This is a genomic window from Micromonospora echinospora (assembly GCF_900091495.1).
GTDB lineage: Bacteria > Actinomycetota > Actinomycetes > Mycobacteriales > Micromonosporaceae > Micromonospora > Micromonospora echinospora.
In genome coordinates this window covers 1-16,497 of record NZ_LT607413.1, presented here as the reverse complement: position 1 = coordinate 16,497, position 16,497 = coordinate 1, and the positions used below count along the sequence as shown (strand labels likewise).

Sequence of the window (16,497 nt, the reverse complement as noted above, 5' to 3'; positions counted from 1 at the left end):
TGGTGTACCCCTCGTCTGCGCAGGAGCATCTGATGATCACGCAAAGTAACGAGAAGCGTCCTCAAGTCGGGTCAGGGAGTCCGCTGGAGTGAGCGCCATCTGGCACAGCCTCTCGTGCACCAGGGTATACCCCCGGACGTGTTCGGTGCCCTCCAGTGCCAGCCCCATCGTGAGGTTGTCCAGGTAAACAACGGCGTTGTCGGCGGCGTCGGCAAAATGCAGCACGACGTACGGCGTGCTCATGGCGGGGTGTCCGCCAGCCATGAATGGAAGTATCTGAATGGTAACGTTGGGTAGTTGGGCCACTCGGCTGACATGGGCCAACTGGTCGGCCATCACGGCCGGGGTGCCGACCGGGCGCAGCAGCACCGCCTCGTTGAGCACCACCGACATCTGCACCGGTGACTCCCGGCGCAGGACGCTCTGCCGGTGCAGCCGGGCGGCGACCTTCCGCTCCAGTCCCTCCTCGCCGGCGGTCAGCCGGAAGATCTCCCGGGCGTACGCCTCGGTCTGGAGCAGGCCGGGCACCGCCTCGGCCTCGTACGTTCGCAGCGTCGCCGCCTCCGCCTCCAGTCCGACGTAGAACTCGAACCACTCCGGCAGCACGTCGCTGTAGTTCTGCCACCACCCGCGCTGCTGCGCCCCACGGGCGATCTCCACCAGCGCCTCGGCGTCCGCCCCGGTCACCTGGTACAGCGCCAGGGCGGCGCGTACGTCCCGGGGCTTGATGCCGATCTGGGCGTTCTCGATCCGGGAGAGGTTGCTCTTGGACATGTCGAGATGCCGCGCGGCGACGTCGAGGGTCATCCCGGCGCGCTCCCGCAGGTGTCGGAGTTCCCGGGCGATGCGACGGCGGCGGACGGTGGGGCTGGCGGTCACGCGGCCGAGTCTGCCACGGGCACTATCCGCAGGTGGTGGGCCCCGCGCGTGCAACAACCCGGATCCGGGAGTTGCATCGGAGCGATCATGAGGGCATCCTTTGTCCCGGTTACGAGCACAGTGGACGACCGGGAGGATTCGTTGCTCATCGCGGACGAGTTCTTCCTCATCGCCCACGGCGACAGCCGTGGCCGGGCTCGGCTGAACCCGACAGCCACCGGCCTCGGCCTCGCCGCCGCGCTCCTCGGCGAACTGGTCCTGAGTGGACGGATCACGGTGGCCGGTGGTCGGCTGTCCGTCCTGGACGGTCCCCCGCCGGCCGACGCGCTGGCCGGCGGTGTCCTGGCCCACCTGCTCGGCCAGCGGCAGCACCGGTCCGTCCGCAGGTGGCTGGGCCTGCTCGCCGGGACCGCCGCGGACGCGGTGGGGGAGCGGCTGAGCCGCTCGGGCGTGGTACGTCGGCAGGAGAAGCGTCGGTTGCTGCGCACCACGGTCGACTACGTGGCCACCGACCTCAACACGCTGGCCTGGCCGGCCACCCGGCTGCTGGCCCTACTGGACCGCCCCCATCCGCCGGCCGTCCCGGACGCCCTGCTGTGCGGGCTGGTCTCGGCCACCGGGCTCACCCGCGACGTGCTCTGGCACGCCGACGCCCGCGCCCAGCACCGTTTCGGCGTGCTCCTGCCGGCGCTGCCACTGCCGCTGCGGGAGCTGGTCGCCCACACCGAGGCCGCGGTCGGCGCGGCCGTGCTCCGCGGCTGACCCGCCTCCGCCTGCCTCCCCCTTCGACCGGAAGTGGCCATGCCCGTTGCGCCGACGCCCCCGCCCGTGACCCTGGACCACCCCGGTGGCGTTCCCGTGACGCTGACCCGGGGCGGACGGGGGGTGCCCGGGGTGCTGCTCTTCACGCTCTCCGCGGCGGCCCCGCTGACCGTGGTGGCCGCGGTGGTCCCGACCGCGTACGCGGTGACCGGGACGGGCGCGCTCGGCGCGGCCGTCCTCGTGGTCGCCGTGGTGCTCGGCCTCTTCTCGGTGGGTTACCTGGCGATGTCCCGGCGGATGACCCACGTCGGCGCGTTCCACGCGTACGTCGCCCGGGGCCTCGGCCGTCCGGCCGGGGTCGGCGCGGCCTGGGTGGCCCTGATCGCGCAGAACGCCGTCCAGGTCGGGCTCTACGGCGTGGTCGGCGCGGCCACCGCCCCCCTGGTCGCCCGCTGGTTCGGCGGCACTGGGACCTGGTGGCTGGTGGCGCTGGCCGCCTGGGCGCTGGTCGCCGTGCTGGGCGTGGCCGGGGTGACCGTCGACCGGACGGTCCTGGCCGCCCTGCTGCTGGCCGAGGTCGCGGTGCTGGTCGTGTTCGACCTCGCCCACCTGCGGCACGCCGCCGACGGCACGGTCGACGTGACCGCCCTCTCCCCGGTGCACCTGCTCACCCCCGGGGCCGGGGCGCTGCTCGTCGTGGCCGCCGTCGGCTTCGTCGGCTTCGAGTCCGCCGTGCTGCTCCGGGAGGAGAGCCGCCACTCACGGGCGGTGCCCGTCGCCACGTACCTCGCGGTGGGGCTCGTCGGCGCGGTCCTGGCGTTCTCCGCCTGGACGCTCACCGTGGCCACCGGGCCGGACCGGGTCGCGGCGGTCGCCGGGGAGCGGGGGACCGACCTGCTGTTCACCCTGGCCGGTGACCAGCTCGGGGCGAGCGCGGTCGGCATCGGCCGGGCCCTGCTGGTGACCTCCGTGCTGGCCGCCCTGGTCTCGCTGCACCACACCACCGCCCGGTACGCCTTCGCGCTGGGACGGGAACGGTTGCTTCCCGCGCCGTTCGGTGAGGCCTCGCCGCGCACCGGAGCCCCACGGCCGGCGTCGGTCGCACAGAGCGCCCTCGGCCTCCTGGTGATCGTGGCGTGCGCGTCGGCCGGGCTGGAGCCGGTGCGCCACCTCTTCTACGGGGCCACCGTGACCGGCGCCCTGGGGATGCTGCTGCTGACCGCGGCGACCTCGTTCGCGGTGCTCGCCTTCTTCGCCCGCGAGGCCACCGACGAGAACCTCTGGCGGCGGGCGGTCGCCCCCGGCCTGGCCGCCGTCGCCCTGGTGGCGGTGGTCGTGCTGGCGCTGGCCGACGTCGCCGTGCTGCTCGGGGTCGGACCGGACTCCCCGTTGCGCTGGGCGGTGGCGGCGGTCTTCCCGCTGACCGGGCTGGCGGGCACGCTCTGGGCGGTGCTGCTGCGGTCCCGTCGTCCCCGGGCGTACGCGCGGATCGGACTCGGCCCGGAGAGCGCCGCCGCCGACCTGCCGGGCCGCGGTGGTAGGAGGGGCCCCTTGTTACCGCTTTTCGATGAGGAGGGGACCCCTCCTACCACCCCGCAGGGCGGGTAGGGCCGGGCCGTCGGTGCGGGCGGCGCGGACGCGGCGGAGGCCGGACCCTGTGGGGTCCGGCCTCCGCCGCGTGTGCGTGCTGGTGCGGTGTGACTCAGTAGGTGCCGTCGAGTTGGCCGCGCAGCTTGGTCAACGCGCGGGCCAGCAGCCGGGAGACGTGCATCTGCGACACACCGATCTGCTCGGCGATCTGCGACTGGGTGAGGTTGCCGTAGAACCGGAGGGTGAGGATCTTCTGCTCCCGCTCGTCGAGCGTGGCCAGCGCCGGACCGAGGGCCACCCGCAGCTCGGCCAGCTCGAATTCGTTGTCCTCGCCGCCGAGCATGTCACCCAGCTCGGTGGCGCGGTCGCCGTCGCCGGTCGGGGTGGACAGCGACACCGCGTTGTACGCGCGGGCGCCCTCCAGACCCTCCAGCACCTCTTCCTCGGTGAGCTTGAGGTGGGCGGCGATGTCCGCGACCGTCGGCGAACGGCCCAGCGTCTGCAACAGGGAACTGTTGGCGTCGGAGATGGCCAGCCGCAGCTCCTGGAGGCGACGCGGCACCCGGATGTCCCAGGTGCGGTCGCGGAAGTGCCGCTTCAGCTCGCCGATGATGGTGGGGATGGCGTAACCGGCGAAGTCGACGCCGCGGCTGGGGTCGAACTTGTCGATCGCCTTGATCAGACCGACGGCGGCGGTCTGGGCCAGGTCGTCGGTGGGCTCGCCGCGACCGCTGTAGCGGTGGGCGAGGTGGTTGGCGAGCGGGAGCCAGGCCTCGATGGCCCGGTCGCGCAGGGCGGCCCGCGACGGGTGGTCGGCGGGCAGCGCGGCCATGGCGTTGAGCAACTCGGCGGCACTGTCGGTGAGGGCGCGCGGGTCGAGCTTCTCGGTGGCGGCGGGTGTGCTGGTGGTCGCCGGCTTCGTGATCGTTGGCGCGGTCATGGTGGTCCTCCCTGCACCTCGTCCGCTGATAAAGACGTAAGGCTTTTGGTTTAGCTTGAGATAGGCCGTTCGAGAGTTACCTTAACCTGATCGTGCCGGCAAAAGCTAGCCGAAAGTACGATGTACTTAAGCCTCATGTTCGCATGGAGGGGTGCAAAACGGGCGGCGGTGTGGCAGTCGTCGGGCGAAGGTGTTATGCCGGTCACGACCGTGTCACCGTGTGCTGCGTCGACCCCCGTTTCCTGCTACGGAAAGGCCGACGGCGATGACCCTCCGCCACGGGTGGGTGGCCGGAGGTCGTCCGGAGTGCGCCACGTCTCACCCGGGCGGCGCGGCTCACCAGGTGCCGGCGAGCCGGGCCCGCAAGGGGCGTCCGTCCGGGTCGTAGACCAGCCGGTACGCCGGCAACGCCCAGAGCCGGGTGTACCAGGGCAGCCGCTCCGGCCGGTGCGGGCGGAGCCGCCCCGGTGGCCGGGGGCCGACCCGTCCCGAGTCGTACCACCGCTGGAGCGCGTCGGCGGAGGCGGTGACCGCAGCCACCGCGTCCGCCGGGTCGAGCAGGTCGGCGTCCCCGTTGCCGTCCCCGGGGCGGTCCAGGTGCTCGCGCATCAGGCGCAGCCGCAACTCCCGGGCGAAGTGACGGGCGCCGTCACCGAGACCGGCCGGGTCGGTCGGGGCCCGTTCGTCCCGGGTCGCGTCCAGCACCGCGCAGGAGAGTTCGCTGTCGTGGGTCCAGGAGCGGCGGTTGAAGTTGTCGCTGCCCACGCTGGCCCACACGTCGTCGACCACGCACACCTTGGCGTGCACGTACACCGGGTCGCCGTCGTGGTTCTCCACGTCGAAGACGTGCACCCGGTCGGCGGCGGCCTCCTGGCAGAGGGACAGCGCCTGTTCCCGGCCGACCGTGTTGGGCGGCAGCGCGAGCCGCCCGTCCACGTCCGGGAAGCGGGGAACCACCGCGATCAGGTGGAGGTCCGGGTTGTTCCGCAGCGCGTCCGCGAAGAGTTCGGCGATCTCCCGCGACCAGAGGTACTGGTCCTCCAGGTAGATCAGCCGCCGGGCCCGGCGTACCGCCTTGGTGTAACCGCGCGCCACGGTGCGCTCCCCGTCCGGAGCGAAGGAGTAGCGGGGTCGCACCGCCGGATAGGTCCGCAGCACCTGCACGTGGTGCGGGCCGCAGGGCGCCGGGTCCGGAGGCTGAACGGGCAGCGGGTCCGGGCGCAGGTCGGCCCGGCGCAGCCGGTCGCGCAGGTAGGCCAGCGGGTTCTCCGAGTCCAGCGGCATCGGGTCGGTCCAGCGTTCGCGGAAGACGGTGTCCAGCGCGCCGACCACCGGCCCGCGTACCGCGAGCTGCACGTCGTGCCAGGGCGGACGCGGGCCGTAGCGGGGAGACATCGCGACCGCCTGCGGATCGCCGTGGTGCGTCGCGTCGTCCCGGCGGCTGTGGCACAGGTCGATCCCGCCGACGAACGCCACGTCCCGCTCGGGTCGGCCCGGGTGGCGCAGCACCACCAGTTTCTGGTGGTGCGATCCGCCCCGCCGGACCCGCTGGTCGAGCAGCACCTCACCGCCCGCGGCGGAGATCGCCTCGCTGAGGCTGCGGTTCTCCTCCTCGCTGTAGGCGAGCACGTCGAGGTGGGAACGCCAGACGAGGCCCTTCACCACCACGCCCCGCTGCGCCGCCTGGGCGAAGAGCTGGGCCACCGTGGGGCCGTCCGGCCGCATCCGCTCGTCCGGGTCGCCCCGCCAGTCCGTGAAGAAGAGGTGGTCGCCCTCGGAGAGCGCCTCCACCTCGTCGACCAGTCGATCGAAGTACGTCGCGCCGTGAATCAACGGCTCGGCAAGGTTTCCGCCGGTCCAGACGGGTAACTCTGAGACTTGGTTGGCGCGTTCCCCCGTGGTCAGGAACCACTCCCGCACGGTCACGTTCCAGCCTCCCGAGGTCGACGATGCCCTCACGGTAGGACGAGCACCGTTGGCCCGCACGGCGTGGGCGATCCTCGCCCGCCGCCAGACCCGCCCGCGAGCAAACGGACACCGAGGAGGACACGCACCATGCCGGTCGAGACACCGAACGCCCAGCCCGAGCAGAACCCCCAGGCGGTGGAGAGCGAGCGGGGCGCACTGGTCGCGGTGCTGCTCATGGTGATCCTCGGGGTCGCCGGGATCTTCGCCGTCTCCTGACGCAGGACGGTACGGGCGCCACCGGTCGTGACCGGTGGCACCCGTCGTCGGATCAGGGTCGGTCCGCAGCCGGGTCGGTGTGCGGCACCCGCTCGGTCGGGATCACCCCGAGACGACCGGCCTGGTAGTCCTCGAACGCCTGGATGAGCTCGTCGCGGCTGTTCATCACGAACGGGCCGTACTGCGCCACCGGCTCCCGGATCGGCTGCCCGCCCATGATGTACAGGTCCATCGCCGGGGTCCGGCTCTCCTGGTGCGGGTCCGCCGCGAACCGCAACGCGTCGCCCGGCCCGTGCACCGCGAGCTGGCCGGTGTGGATCGGCCGGCGGTCGGTGCCGACCGTGCCGCGCCCACCGAGCACGTAGACGAGGGCGTTGAAGTCCGGCCGCCACGGCAGGTCCACCTCCGCGCCCGGCTGCACCGTCACGTGGGTGATGGTGATCGGGGTGTGGGTCGAACCGGGGCCCTGGTGCCCGGCGATCTCACCGGCGATGACCCGCAGCAGCGCGCCGCCGTCGGGCGTGGTCAGCAGCGCCGACTCCCGACCCCGGATGTCCTGGTAGCGCGGCGGGCTCATCTTCGCCACCCGGGGCAGGTTGACCCAGAGCTGGAGGCCGTGGAAGAGGCCACCGCTGACCACGAGGTGCTCCGGCGGGGCCTCGATGTGCAACAGCCCGCTGCCCACGAAGATGCCGCCCAGAGCACATAGAGAATCGGACATAGCGGGACGGGGGCGGACAGCGAAACGCCCCGCGCCCGAGGTCCGGGGGCGGGGCGCTTGCAGGTCGGGTCAGAGCTTGCCGGCGGCCCGCAGTTCGGCGCGGATCTCGCGGGCCTTCGCGCGCACCGCCGCGACGGCGGCAATCTCGTCCGGGCGGTGGATCAGCGTCGCGCGCTCCAAATCAGTCACGATGCGGCACGCGCGGGTGAACCCGGCTGCGCCGTACTGGTCCCGCTTGTCCCGGTCGGCGAGCGCAGCGTGAGCGCTGCGCAGAGCCCAGTAAATGCGGTCCCGGCGAACTTCCTCGATCAGGCGGGCGCGGTTACCAACGCCCTTCGTGCGTCCGGTCGGGTCGAGCATGTAGCCGGCGCAGGTCGAGCCGTACCGGCCCGCCTCGCCGTTCTCGTCGCCGAGAATGACGGTCCCCCGCAGCTCGATCCGACCGCAGCGGTCGCAGGTGGTCTGCTCATCGGTCACGCCGAGGATGGTCAGGGCGGGGGCGGCTTCGGTGGCGATGGCGGTCATCGGGCTCTCCTTCGTGTGGGGCGTGTAAACGAGCCTAGCTGCGCAAAGCGTTTAGCGCAACGGCACGAAAAAGCCCGCCCCGGGGCGCTCCCAGGGCGGGCCGATCGGTCAGACGTGCACAAGCTCCAACTTCGGTGGCGTCGCCGGCTTCGGCGCGGTCGCGGCCAGCGCGTCCCGCAGGGTCCGGCGCGGGATCTCGATCAGGTCCGCGATGACCTGCTGACTGCGGGCGGGGTTCTCCTCGTTCAGCATCTCGGCGCGGCGACGGATCTCGGGGTACCGGCGCGGGTCGCCGGGCTCGGGAAGCGCCTCGGTGAAGACGATCTCCGTCACGTAGCGGGGGTCCTTCGGGGCCTCGGGCTCGGGCTCCGGCTCGGGGTCCGGGGCTGGCGCTCCGGGGGCGTCGTCGGCCCACGGCGGGACCGCAGACGGCTCGGGGGTGGCCTCGATCGGGGCCGGGGCCACCAGGGCGGCAGGGGCCGTCTCAGCGGGCAGGACGGCGTCCTCGTCGCGCAGCGCGGCAAGGTGGGGAAACAGGGTCTCGAAGGTCGGCTTCGCGCGCTCGGCCGAGGGCTCGACCCGTGCCCGCTTCGCAGCGGTCAGGATCAACGCGGCCGAGCAGATCGCCAGGAAGCCATCGACCGCCAATGGGCCGAGGTGAACGGTCGCCCAATCGAGGCCCCAATGCTCGAACAGGCCGGACATGTGCTGGTAGGACACGATGCCGGCGACCAGGGACACCCCGCCGAGACCCACGAACCGCAACGCGACGTACTGGATACCGGGCGGGAACGCGACCCGGGCGACGACCTCGATACCGACGAAGAGCAGCACCGACCAGGACGCCGAGAAGATGACCTTCAGGGCCGGCGGATCCGTCGCGATGTAGGAGTGCGCGACGTTCGCGGCGACCGACAGGGCCCCGCCGATGATCGCGCCCGCGTACGCCCAGCCACGGCCGGTCGGGGTGGTCGACACTTCAGGCTCCAATCAGGTTCAGGATCAGGGAAACGACAACGAAGGGGAGCGCGCAGAACAGCCACGCCGCAGCCGCGATACCGGCGAGCGCCAGCGCGTACACCCAGGGCCGGCGGGGCGGGTCGGGGAAGTACATCGGAACTCCTCGGGGAGCGGGCCGGGGGCGACGCGGCCCCCGGCCGGGGGAGAGGTCAGGCGGCGAGGTCGTGGCGCTGCGCCCGCAGCGTGGCGGCGTGCCGGGCGGCGACCTGGGCGACCTTCGCCGTGTCGGTGTTCAGGCCGGTCTCGCTGAACAGCTCGCCGGGCTCGATCTGGCGACCGCCGCAGGGCGACCACTCGGACGACCAGGTGCGACCGACGTAGATCCGGGAGCCCTTCCGGGCCCGCACGACCGGCACGGCGGCGGGGTAGACGTCGGCGGGGTCCGGGGTGTCCGGGGTGACCCAGACGGTCTCGCTCCCGTTGCACCGGGGCGCGTTCGCCCAGACGACGCCGGCCCGCTTGACCTCGGTCCCGTCGGGTGCGATGTGCGCCCAGGTGACGCGGGTACCGGGGGAGAGGTCCGACTTCGCCGGCTTCGAGGCGGACGGCTTCCGGGTCGCCGGGCGGGCGGACGCGGCGAGCACGTCGCGGGCGAAGCGCTCGGCGCTGCCCGGGTGCCACGAGTGGCAGTGCGTCCGGTAGTGCTCGTCCCGGTTGCGAGTCGGCCCCGGCACGGCGTGGCCGGCGGGGCGGTTGCACGGCGTGCGCTCCGGCTGGTCGTCAAGCTGGCAGTAGCACTCGGGCAGCGTGGCGCGGAAACCGCTCGGGGTGGTGATCACGAACGCGGGGCGCGGGGTCAGGTAGAACCCGACCGGGACGGTCTCGCGGGTGACGGTGACGCTGCGGCCCTTGCTGGTGATCGTGAGCGGGGACATTCGGCACTCCTTCGGCGGTCTCGCGCTTGCAGGTCAAGTAGAGCATGCGCTAAACGTTTAGCGCAAGTGTAAACGCCCCGTGCCCGGGAAATCCCAGGTCACGGGGCGGAGGGGGTCAGGTGGCGGGGAAGAGATCGGGGTAGTAGAAGTCGGCAGTCGTGTGGTTCGCCTGGGCGCTACACACCAACTTGACGACAACGACGCGGTAACCGATCGGCTTACCCTGAACGACGGTGTCCGGGCCTCGCTCGAACTCGGACCCCTGGACGACCTGCCACACCCCCGGGCAGGACTCCACGCCGTGAACCGTGCCAACCATGCGGAACCGGGTGTCGGCCATTTCTGCTCACAATCGTCTAGGGAGCGGGACGCGGTTACGGGTGAAGCGGACGGACCTGGCACTCCACATAGTTGCCCGCGCCGGGTGCCCAGCGGCCGACGGGCTCGTACCCGAGCGCCGCCAGGGCAGCGACCAACCGCACCGGGGCGATCTTGCCGGCGGGGCCGTCGACCTCCGTCGGGACCGGCGCTTTGGCACCGCCCACCCGGACGACGCTCTCGGCCGTCAGCCGGCCCGCAGCGTCGACCGTGGCCGTCGCGGTCACCAGACCAGCCGGGGCCGGGACGGCGTCCTCGGCGGGCTCAGGGGCCGTCTCCGGGGTCTGCTCGGGCTCGGCCGGGGCGAGGACGACCTTCGTCGTCGGGCCCGCCTCGATGTCGCCCAGGTCGGTCCGGATCAGCCGGCGGCGACCGACCTTCTCGGGTTCCGCCACGACCTCGGCCGCGCGGGCGGTGGCCGGGTCGCTGGCGAAGGCCGTCGGGGCATGTGGGTCCATCGTGACCAGGACCCGCGCCCCTACGGTCAGCTTGCCCACGGTCGTCGTCTCCATCGAAATCTCCTTAGGCGTGTAAACGGTGCGCCCCGCCGGGGTCGACGGGGCGCGGGGTCAGGCGCAGATTTCCATCTCGACCTTGCAGCGCGGGCAGATCGGGGCCCCAACCTCCTCCAACCACTTCCGCGTGGTCCGGGCGGTGTACTCGCAGGCGCAAAGGCACTTGATCATCCGCGTGGTCTGCTTCTTCTCGCCCTGGCCGTTGCGCCCCGGGGCGGACAGCTTCGCGTGCGGGTACTCGCCGAGGTGGCCGGCGATCTCGGCGAGCTTCGCCTTCAGCTCGTCGCCCGCGACCGTGGCCGTCATCTTCCCGGTCAGGCCAATCCGCTTTGCCAGCTTCGCGAAGTCGCCCTTGTGGCCCGACTTGCAGTCGTCCCACGCGTGGATCAGCTCGTGCACGAGGGTTTCGAGCACCTGACCGGCGTCGCCCAGGACGGGCGAGATGAAGACCTGCGGGGTCTTATCCGCCGTGACGTGGGACGCCCAGCACTGGCCGATGACCTTCGTCAGGCCCTTCCGGCTCGACACCCCCGGCCATCCGACCGACACCCGGACCGCCGGGACGGTCGCGCTGTGCTCGGCGAAGATCGGGCGAAGGGCGTCGACCGCGCCAACGAGCCAGGCTTCGCGGGTCGCGATCGTCTCGGCCGGGACCGCCGGGGCCGAGGCGGGGGCGACCTCGGCGACCAGGTTCGCCGAGTTGGGGGCGACGCACTTCGGGCAGGTGGCCTTTCGCGGCAACGCGGTAACGGGCACGTTGGCCGCAACCTCTCCGCACACCGTTCGATGCGGGACGCCCGTCTTCGTCAGGTGCCGGACCCCCGGGGCACACTTAGCCGGGTGCGGGCACAGCGGCCCGTGCGCCGCACAGTTGGCCGAGCCCGAGCCGGGCGCGGGCCGAAGCGGGTTCACATCGGCCGGGGCGGGCTCGACGGCCGGGGCCGGCTCGACGGTCTCGGTCTCCTCGATCGGGGCGGCCCAGAACTTGCCCGCCACGCCCAGGCCCTCTACCTGCTCCCCGGTCTCCAGGGAGATGAACCGGTTCCCGCACCGCCCCTTCACCACCCGGACCGGAACGCCGACGGCGTTCGGCTTCGCGTAGATACCGAAGAGGATCAGGGTTTCCGGCTTGCCGTGGCCCTTGTAGGTGGCGCGGGTCGGGGTGGCGGTCATTTCGTGCTCCTTCGGTTCGGCGAAGCGTGTAAACGGAGTCTAGGTTACGCAAAGCGTTTAGCGCAACTCCGGGTCTGCGCACCCGCGCTGACCAGGGGCGATAATGCCTCGGCGAGCGCAGGACGCAGCCGTCGGGACCAGGCATTCGCGAGCCCGGTAGGCGACATGCCGAGGTCCGCCGCGACCTCGGCGACCGGACGGTCTTCGAGGAAGCGCCCGACCACGTAGGCACGTTCCCAAGGGGCCAGGTCGGCGAGGGCCCGAGCCACCGAGACCCGCAGAGCGACAGCTTCCGCGTGGTCACCCTGCGGGGCGTCGTCGCGCTCCGTGTCCAACTCGACCAGCCGGCCCGCCCGTAACGGGTCGCGCTCGACGCCGCGACGCCCCTCCTCGCCGGTCATGGGTCGTCCCACGGCGACCGCCCGGACCGCCCGCCGGGCGACCGTCGTCAGGAGGGGCCCGAGCGGGCGGGGGTCGTCGGCGTGCGCCGTGGCGACCGTCCAGACCGCGATCCGGGCTTCCTGCTCGGCGTCGTCGCGCAGGGCGGGTGGAACCCGCTCGGCCGACATGATGCGGATCAGCGGATCAAGGCGGGTGACGTGGTCGGCCGGGGCAGTCACGGGGACTCCTCGGGGGCGGGCCGCTTCCGCTCGGCGGTGGTCTCGCGCAGGATGCGGGCAAGCGCGGCCTGACCCTCGGGGGTCTCCCAGCCGTCCGGCACCCGGCCCGCCTCGCGCCACTCGGCGAAGCGGGCCCGCAGGCGGGCGAACATCAGCGCAGCGTCCCGGGCCGGGCCGGCAGGCCGGTCACGGCGGCCCGCAGGTCGTCCGCGAAGGCGTCGTCCAGCTCGTCGCGGAACTCGAACGGAAGCGCCTCGTACTCGTCGCGGCCCTCGGGGGCGGCGGGCAGACGGACGGCGTCGGTCTCGAAGAAGTCCACGGTCGGTGCCTTTCAGGTTGGGGGTTGCTTGCCGGACCTATGCGCCGGGTGGGGGCGAGGTGTTCAGAAATTCCTCGCCCCCTTTCAGCGCTAAGCGTTTAGCGCACCCAGGGCCGAGCGCATCTTGCCCAGGGCCCGCGTCCGCGTGCGCTGAATCTTCAGCCGGGAGAACTTCCCGAGCCGGTGGCCGATCTCGGCGTCCGGCACCGGGTCAAAGTCGCTGAAGCCGTAGGCCAACCGGCAGACGTCCCGCTCGAAGTCGTCGACTGCGCGGAAGGCCAACTCGACGAGGACGCGGTCCTCGGCGTCGGCGATCTCACGCGGGGCGACCACGTTCCCGAAGACGGCGTCCCCACGGGCTTCCAGCGCGGTTTCGAGCGACGCGCCGGCCGTCACCGCGCCGAGGACGGAGTAGAAGGTGTCCGCCGTCATCTCGTACGCGGGGGCGATCTTCGCGGCCTCGGCGACGTCGTTCCCGGCCTTCGCCAGGATGCCGAAAAACCGCTCCACAGTGCGGCTCGGCACGGTGAAGCCGGTCCCGGCGGCCTGGGCGGCGGCCGACAGCTCGGCGTGCGCGTGCTGTCGGATGACGCTGACCAGGCGGTCGGACTGCGCCGGGTCGAAGGCCCGGACAGCGGAGACCAGGCCGAGGAAAGCGGCCTGACGGGCGTCGTCCAGCGGGAGCACCTTCGTGTACGCCCCGACGGCCTGGCACAGGTGCGGGACGTAGCTGGCGAACAGGCGCAGAAGGGCGTCCTCGTCGCCGGCCCCGGCGGCGGCGATCAGCTCGACCTCCTCGGCGGCGGTCGCGATGTGCTCGACCGGGGCGTCCCACATGGTGTCGATACGAGCGAAAGCGGACATAACGATGCCTCCAAAGGGCGTGAGAGGTCTGCCGGTGAGCGCCGGCCAGCAATCGAACGGGTGTGCGAGTTACCGCGCGTTAAGCACGTTAATGCGCAAAGCGTTTAGCGCAAAGAGTTGCGGGATGGCCTGAGCTGATCGAGGAAGCGTCCTGTCTGGACGGACGAGGGGGCCCCACCCGGAAGACGCGAAGAGGCCCCGAGGGGACACCCCGGGGCCTCGTTTCCGCTGGTTAGGTCAGGCTGACCTAAGAAGAGTGCATTCGACTGACGGTACGACCGGCACCCCGAGCAGCCCCGCCATCGTGTACTCCCAAAGGCTCTCGGACCCGGGAAGCGCGACGACCACGTCCGCCGAGGCGAGGGCCGACACGTCGTCGTCCACTACGGAGAGTAGGTCGTCGGCGTTCTGCGTCTCGGGGTGCGTCCACCCGGGCATAACGACGTCGAAGCCCGCGCCCGCCAGCGCGCAGGCGACGGCGCTGAAGCGCCGCGACCGCTCGGCAGGGGTGCCAGCGGCGGACCCGAGAAGGTAGACGCGGCGACCAGCCAGTCCGGCCAGTCCCGCCAACGGGACCCCTTCCCGCGAGGCTCGCTTACCGTCGCTCATCCCCGTTGCCTTCTTCCTGCCACGGCGTCAACGCCTTCTCGACGCCGGCCCGTACTTGCCTCAGCGCGGTATTCCCACCGGCAAGTATTCGGGCCGAGCGTACTACCTGCTCACGCAGCCGCAAGCGATCCGGATCGAGTGCTACGGACGCGGTCGGTTCGGACCGCTCGCCCTTCACCCGTTCGGCCGTGTCTTCCCTCGGACGGGGGACGGGCGGCGTCGTCCACTGTGCGTCAATAGCCGCAGGTAGGACAGCCGCGAGGGCGTCCAGCTCAGCACGCATCGCGTCGACAAGGTCCCCGATGCGAGTTACGTCACGATCGATGTCAAGATCAGCCGGTTTCACGGTCGCGCCCCTTCGTGAGGAGGTGAATCGTACATGTGTTCGAGATCGTCAGGCGTGTGCAACGCCGTGCTTCCTCGGATGGTCCGTGCGGACCGTGCAAGTCCGTCCTTCACGGCGCAGCCGTAGCCGTGGCCCCAGCTCGCCCGTAGACGTCCGGGTCGGACTCGATCCGGACGCCGTAGAAGGTCGACTCCATCGCCCGCCCGATCTCCCGGATAACCTCCTCGGCGTCCGCTGTCGGGGCCTGGGCGATCAGCTCGTCATGTACGGGGAGTAGCAGGTGGTCCCCGAGGCCGGCGGCGAAGATGTCCACGACCGCCTGTGCGAGCAGGTCGCGGGCGGTGCTCTGGACGACGTAGTTCGTCGCCGCGTAGAGCCGGTCCCGGTCGAGCGGCAGATGCCGCCCGGACGGGGTCACGACCTCGCGGCGGCCGAACTCGGCCCGCTCCATCAGCCGGCGGGAGTAGCGCTTGATTTCGGGGTAAACCGCGTCGTACTGCGCGATAACCCGCTTCATAGCCTCGACCGTCGAGCCGGTCTGTCGGGCCAGCGTGGTAGCCCGCCGCCGTAGACCTTCCCGAAGCCCGCGCCCTTGAAGAGCTTCCGGAAGCGCTTCTTCTCCGGCCCCGTCAGCGAGGCCCAGACCTCTTCGCCGAGCGCCAAGCGCGCTGTGAAGGTGTGAAGGTCCTCGCCGGCTAGGATCGCCTCCTTCATCTTCTTGACGTCCGCCAGCGCGGCGAGAACCCGCATTTCAACCGCCTGATAGTCGGGCCGCGATGATCGTTTGCCCCGGGTCCGCGACGAACGCCCGCCGGACCCGCCAGTCGGACGACGGAAGTTGCTGAAGCGGGGGCCGGCTGATCGACATGCGCGCCGTCCGGGCCTGAAGCGCCCCGATCATCGGATGAAGCCGGTCGTCCGCGTCGCGCAGATCGAGGAAGGCTTCCCGCGTACGCGGTCGCCCACTTCTCGGCCCGCTTGCTGCGGACCACCGCGTCGGCCAGCGGGTTCGGCGTCCGGACGTCCAGCCGTTCCCAGCCGAGCGAGAGGTCCGCCAGCGGCAACAACACCCCTTGTCGACCTTCGGGGCCCGGACGCCGTCCGCTCGTTCATCGTCTCGCCCATCGCGGCCAGCGCGGCGGCGACCTGGGCGGTGCTGTTCACGTTCTCGGACGCCGTACCGGCGGGCGACCCGTTTAAACTCCTCGGCCTCGGCGAGCAAGTCCGCGCGCAGCCGTTCCACGTAGGGCACGTCCAGCCGGAACCCGCGACGCTGAAGGATCGCGAGGAGTACCTGAAGGTGATGCTCGAACTTCGACAGGTGGTCGAGCCCGACGTCCCGGACCATCGGCCCCAGCTCGCGGAAGCCGGTGAGTCAGGATCACGTCGAGCCCCGCGTACCGGACGTAGTTTCCTGATCGATCGGGATACCCGCCCAGCCGGTCGCCTTCGTCAGGCCGAGCGAGCGGAACACCGCCGTCAAGCCGTCCTGCGTGTCCGGGGCGTCCGGGTCGACGTAGACCGCGCTGAGCGGCTTCAGGCCGAGCCCGATCCCGCCTTCCTGCGGCGAGCGCGGGTCGAGCAGGTGAGCCAGGACGCGCGTGTCGAACGTGCGCCCGCCCAGCTCTTCGAGCCGTACGCCCAGGTGCCGATCGACGGTCAGCAGGTCGAACGGCGCATTGTGCATGACGTACGGCCGGGCTGCCGCAGCGCGGCGGCGGCCTCGGCGGCGAACATGTCCGTCCGCAAGACCCACGCCTCGCGCCCGTTGCCGAACTGCGCCAAGCGCAGCCGGTGCCCGGGCTGAAGATGTCCAAGCCGGTGCCTCGTGTCAAAGGCGAGAACCTTGTCCCCGCCCGCCAGGAAGGCCCGGAAGCCGTCCATGTCCTCGGCCCGCTCGGGGAAGTGAATGCCGACGGTCGTCCCGCCGACGGAATGCGTCAGGGTCAGCACTCGGACGCCTCCTTTCGGGTACGGCTGAAGGGCCGCCGCTCCGGTGTGGAGTGACGGCCCTTCAGCGGGTCGGGTGGGTCAGTCGTCGCCCAGCAGCGCCGACATGAGCACCGCGCCGAGCGCAACGGCGGACAGTAGTAGCAGGACAGTGAGCAGGAAGTCAGCCACCGCACCCACCCCGCAGCACCCCGCGCCGTCCGGGCGGGGCTCGGCCGGGTCGACGT

At 71.7% G+C, this 16,497-nt stretch carries 24 protein-coding genes and 1 pseudogene; 3 read left to right on the top strand and 22 right to left on the bottom strand.

The window, feature by feature from the left end; translation table 11 throughout:
• Nucleotides 1-36: 36 nt before the first annotated feature.
• Nucleotides 37-879, bottom strand: a complete 843-nt coding sequence (locus GA0070618_RS00095) for a helix-turn-helix domain-containing protein (protein ID WP_088979789.1) — start codon at nucleotides 877-879, stop codon at nucleotides 37-39.
• A 141-nt stretch (nucleotides 880-1,020) separates the two neighbouring features.
• On the opposite strand from GA0070618_RS00095, the gene GA0070618_RS00090 reads away from it, so the two are divergent.
• Nucleotides 1,021-1,641 (top strand): GOLPH3/VPS74 family protein, encoded by a 621-nt coding sequence (locus GA0070618_RS00090; RefSeq protein ID WP_231931541.1) that lies wholly within the window; start codon nucleotides 1,021-1,023, stop codon nucleotides 1,639-1,641.
• A 39-nt stretch (nucleotides 1,642-1,680) separates the two neighbouring features.
• Nucleotides 1,681-3,249, top strand: coding sequence for an APC family permease (locus tag GA0070618_RS00085; RefSeq protein ID WP_414467544.1), 1,569 nt, complete (start codon nucleotides 1,681-1,683; stop codon nucleotides 3,247-3,249).
• A 94-nt stretch (nucleotides 3,250-3,343) separates the two neighbouring features.
• Here the strand turns inward: GA0070618_RS00085 and GA0070618_RS00080 are convergent, their stop codons facing one another.
• Complete coding sequence (locus GA0070618_RS00080) at nucleotides 3,344-4,171, bottom strand: SigB/SigF/SigG family RNA polymerase sigma factor (RefSeq protein ID WP_088979787.1); 828 nt, start codon at nucleotides 4,169-4,171, stop codon at nucleotides 3,344-3,346.
• Nucleotides 4,172-4,507: 336 nt separating this feature from the next.
• Nucleotides 4,508-6,097 (bottom strand): phospholipase D family protein, encoded by a 1,590-nt coding sequence (locus tag GA0070618_RS00075; RefSeq protein ID WP_088979786.1) that lies wholly within the window; start codon nucleotides 6,095-6,097, stop codon nucleotides 4,508-4,510.
• A 129-nt stretch (nucleotides 6,098-6,226) separates the two neighbouring features.
• Here GA0070618_RS00075 and GA0070618_RS35095 point away from each other — a divergent pair, with 129 nt between their 5' ends.
• The gene (locus tag GA0070618_RS35095) at nucleotides 6,227-6,355 is read left to right on the top strand and encodes a hypothetical protein (RefSeq protein ID WP_269148463.1); all 129 of its coding nucleotides are present in this window, start codon (nucleotides 6,227-6,229) and stop codon (nucleotides 6,353-6,355) included.
• Nucleotides 6,356-6,407: 52 nt separating this feature from the next.
• Here the strand turns inward: GA0070618_RS35095 and GA0070618_RS00070 are convergent.
• From GA0070618_RS00070 to GA0070618_RS00005, 19 genes and pseudogenes are all read right to left on the bottom strand, one after another.
• Nucleotides 6,408-7,037: pseudogene (locus GA0070618_RS00070) on the bottom strand (pirin family protein); the annotation flags it as partial.
• Between the two features lie 108 nt (nucleotides 7,038-7,145).
• On the bottom strand, nucleotides 7,146-7,601 hold the full coding sequence (locus tag GA0070618_RS00065; RefSeq protein ID WP_088979785.1) for a hypothetical protein: 456 nt from the start codon (nucleotides 7,599-7,601) through the stop codon (nucleotides 7,146-7,148).
• Between the two features lie 108 nt (nucleotides 7,602-7,709).
• Nucleotides 7,710-8,579 (bottom strand): hypothetical protein, encoded by an 870-nt coding sequence (locus GA0070618_RS00060; protein ID WP_088979784.1) that lies wholly within the window; start codon nucleotides 8,577-8,579, stop codon nucleotides 7,710-7,712.
• Nucleotide 8,580: 1 nt separating this feature from the next.
• Nucleotides 8,581-8,715, bottom strand: a complete 135-nt coding sequence (locus GA0070618_RS35090) for a hypothetical protein (protein ID WP_269148462.1) — start codon at nucleotides 8,713-8,715, stop codon at nucleotides 8,581-8,583.
• Nucleotides 8,716-8,770: 55 nt separating this feature from the next.
• Complete coding sequence (locus GA0070618_RS00055; RefSeq protein ID WP_088979783.1) at nucleotides 8,771-9,496, bottom strand: hypothetical protein; 726 nt, start codon at nucleotides 9,494-9,496, stop codon at nucleotides 8,771-8,773.
• A 115-nt stretch (nucleotides 9,497-9,611) separates the two neighbouring features.
• Entirely contained in the window at nucleotides 9,612-9,836 is a 225-nt protein-coding gene (locus GA0070618_RS00050) for a hypothetical protein (protein ID WP_088979782.1), read from the bottom strand.
• A gap of 34 nt (nucleotides 9,837-9,870) precedes the next feature.
• Complete coding sequence (locus GA0070618_RS00045) at nucleotides 9,871-10,386, bottom strand: hypothetical protein (protein WP_088979781.1); 516 nt, start codon at nucleotides 10,384-10,386, stop codon at nucleotides 9,871-9,873.
• A gap of 57 nt (nucleotides 10,387-10,443) precedes the next feature.
• Entirely contained in the window at nucleotides 10,444-11,562 is a 1,119-nt protein-coding gene (locus GA0070618_RS00040; protein WP_088979780.1) for a SprT family zinc-dependent metalloprotease, read from the bottom strand.
• A gap of 44 nt (nucleotides 11,563-11,606) precedes the next feature.
• Nucleotides 11,607-12,182, bottom strand: a complete 576-nt coding sequence (locus GA0070618_RS00035) for a sigma-70 RNA polymerase sigma factor region 4 domain-containing protein (RefSeq protein ID WP_088979779.1) — start codon at nucleotides 12,180-12,182, stop codon at nucleotides 11,607-11,609.
• A complete protein-coding gene (locus GA0070618_RS33225; protein WP_157748904.1) occupies nucleotides 12,179-12,334 on the bottom strand; it encodes a hypothetical protein in 156 nt (51 codons plus the stop codon). The genes GA0070618_RS00035 and GA0070618_RS33225 overlap by 4 nt, the downstream gene beginning before the upstream one ends.
• A complete protein-coding gene (locus tag GA0070618_RS33220; RefSeq protein WP_157748903.1) occupies nucleotides 12,334-12,501 on the bottom strand; it encodes a hypothetical protein in 168 nt (55 codons plus the stop codon). The genes GA0070618_RS33225 and GA0070618_RS33220 overlap by 1 nt, the downstream gene beginning before the upstream one ends.
• Nucleotides 12,502-12,591: 90 nt before the next feature.
• Complete coding sequence (locus GA0070618_RS00030) at nucleotides 12,592-13,365, bottom strand: hypothetical protein (protein ID WP_143740490.1); 774 nt, start codon at nucleotides 13,363-13,365, stop codon at nucleotides 12,592-12,594.
• A gap of 237 nt (nucleotides 13,366-13,602) precedes the next feature.
• Nucleotides 13,603-13,974, bottom strand: coding sequence for a DUF4406 domain-containing protein (locus tag GA0070618_RS00025; protein WP_088979777.1), 372 nt, complete (start codon nucleotides 13,972-13,974; stop codon nucleotides 13,603-13,605).
• Nucleotides 13,961-14,257 (bottom strand): DUF7169 domain-containing protein, encoded by a 297-nt coding sequence (locus tag GA0070618_RS35620; protein ID WP_420866293.1) that lies wholly within the window; start codon nucleotides 14,255-14,257, stop codon nucleotides 13,961-13,963. The genes GA0070618_RS00025 and GA0070618_RS35620 overlap by 14 nt, the downstream gene beginning before the upstream one ends.
• A 172-nt stretch (nucleotides 14,258-14,429) precedes the next feature.
• Complete coding sequence (locus tag GA0070618_RS00020) at nucleotides 14,430-14,837, bottom strand: DNA polymerase (protein ID WP_088979776.1); 408 nt, start codon at nucleotides 14,835-14,837, stop codon at nucleotides 14,430-14,432.
• On the bottom strand, nucleotides 14,834-15,070 hold the full coding sequence (locus tag GA0070618_RS35290) for a DNA polymerase family A protein (protein WP_088979775.1): 237 nt from the start codon (nucleotides 15,068-15,070) through the stop codon (nucleotides 14,834-14,836). Before GA0070618_RS35290 ends, GA0070618_RS00020 begins: the two co-directional genes overlap by 4 nt.
• Nucleotide 15,071: 1 nt before the next feature.
• Nucleotides 15,072-15,668, bottom strand: a complete 597-nt coding sequence (locus tag GA0070618_RS33215) for a hypothetical protein (RefSeq protein WP_157748902.1) — start codon at nucleotides 15,666-15,668, stop codon at nucleotides 15,072-15,074.
• 33 nt (nucleotides 15,669-15,701) lie between these two features.
• The gene (locus GA0070618_RS00010; RefSeq protein WP_088979774.1) at nucleotides 15,702-16,007 is read right to left on the bottom strand and encodes a 3'-5' exonuclease family protein; all 306 of its coding nucleotides are present in this window, start codon (nucleotides 16,005-16,007) and stop codon (nucleotides 15,702-15,704) included.
• Nucleotides 15,980-16,273, bottom strand: coding sequence for a hypothetical protein (locus tag GA0070618_RS00005; protein WP_088979773.1), 294 nt, complete (start codon nucleotides 16,271-16,273; stop codon nucleotides 15,980-15,982). The genes GA0070618_RS00010 and GA0070618_RS00005 overlap by 28 nt, the downstream gene beginning before the upstream one ends.
• Nucleotides 16,274-16,497: the final 224 nt, after the last annotated feature.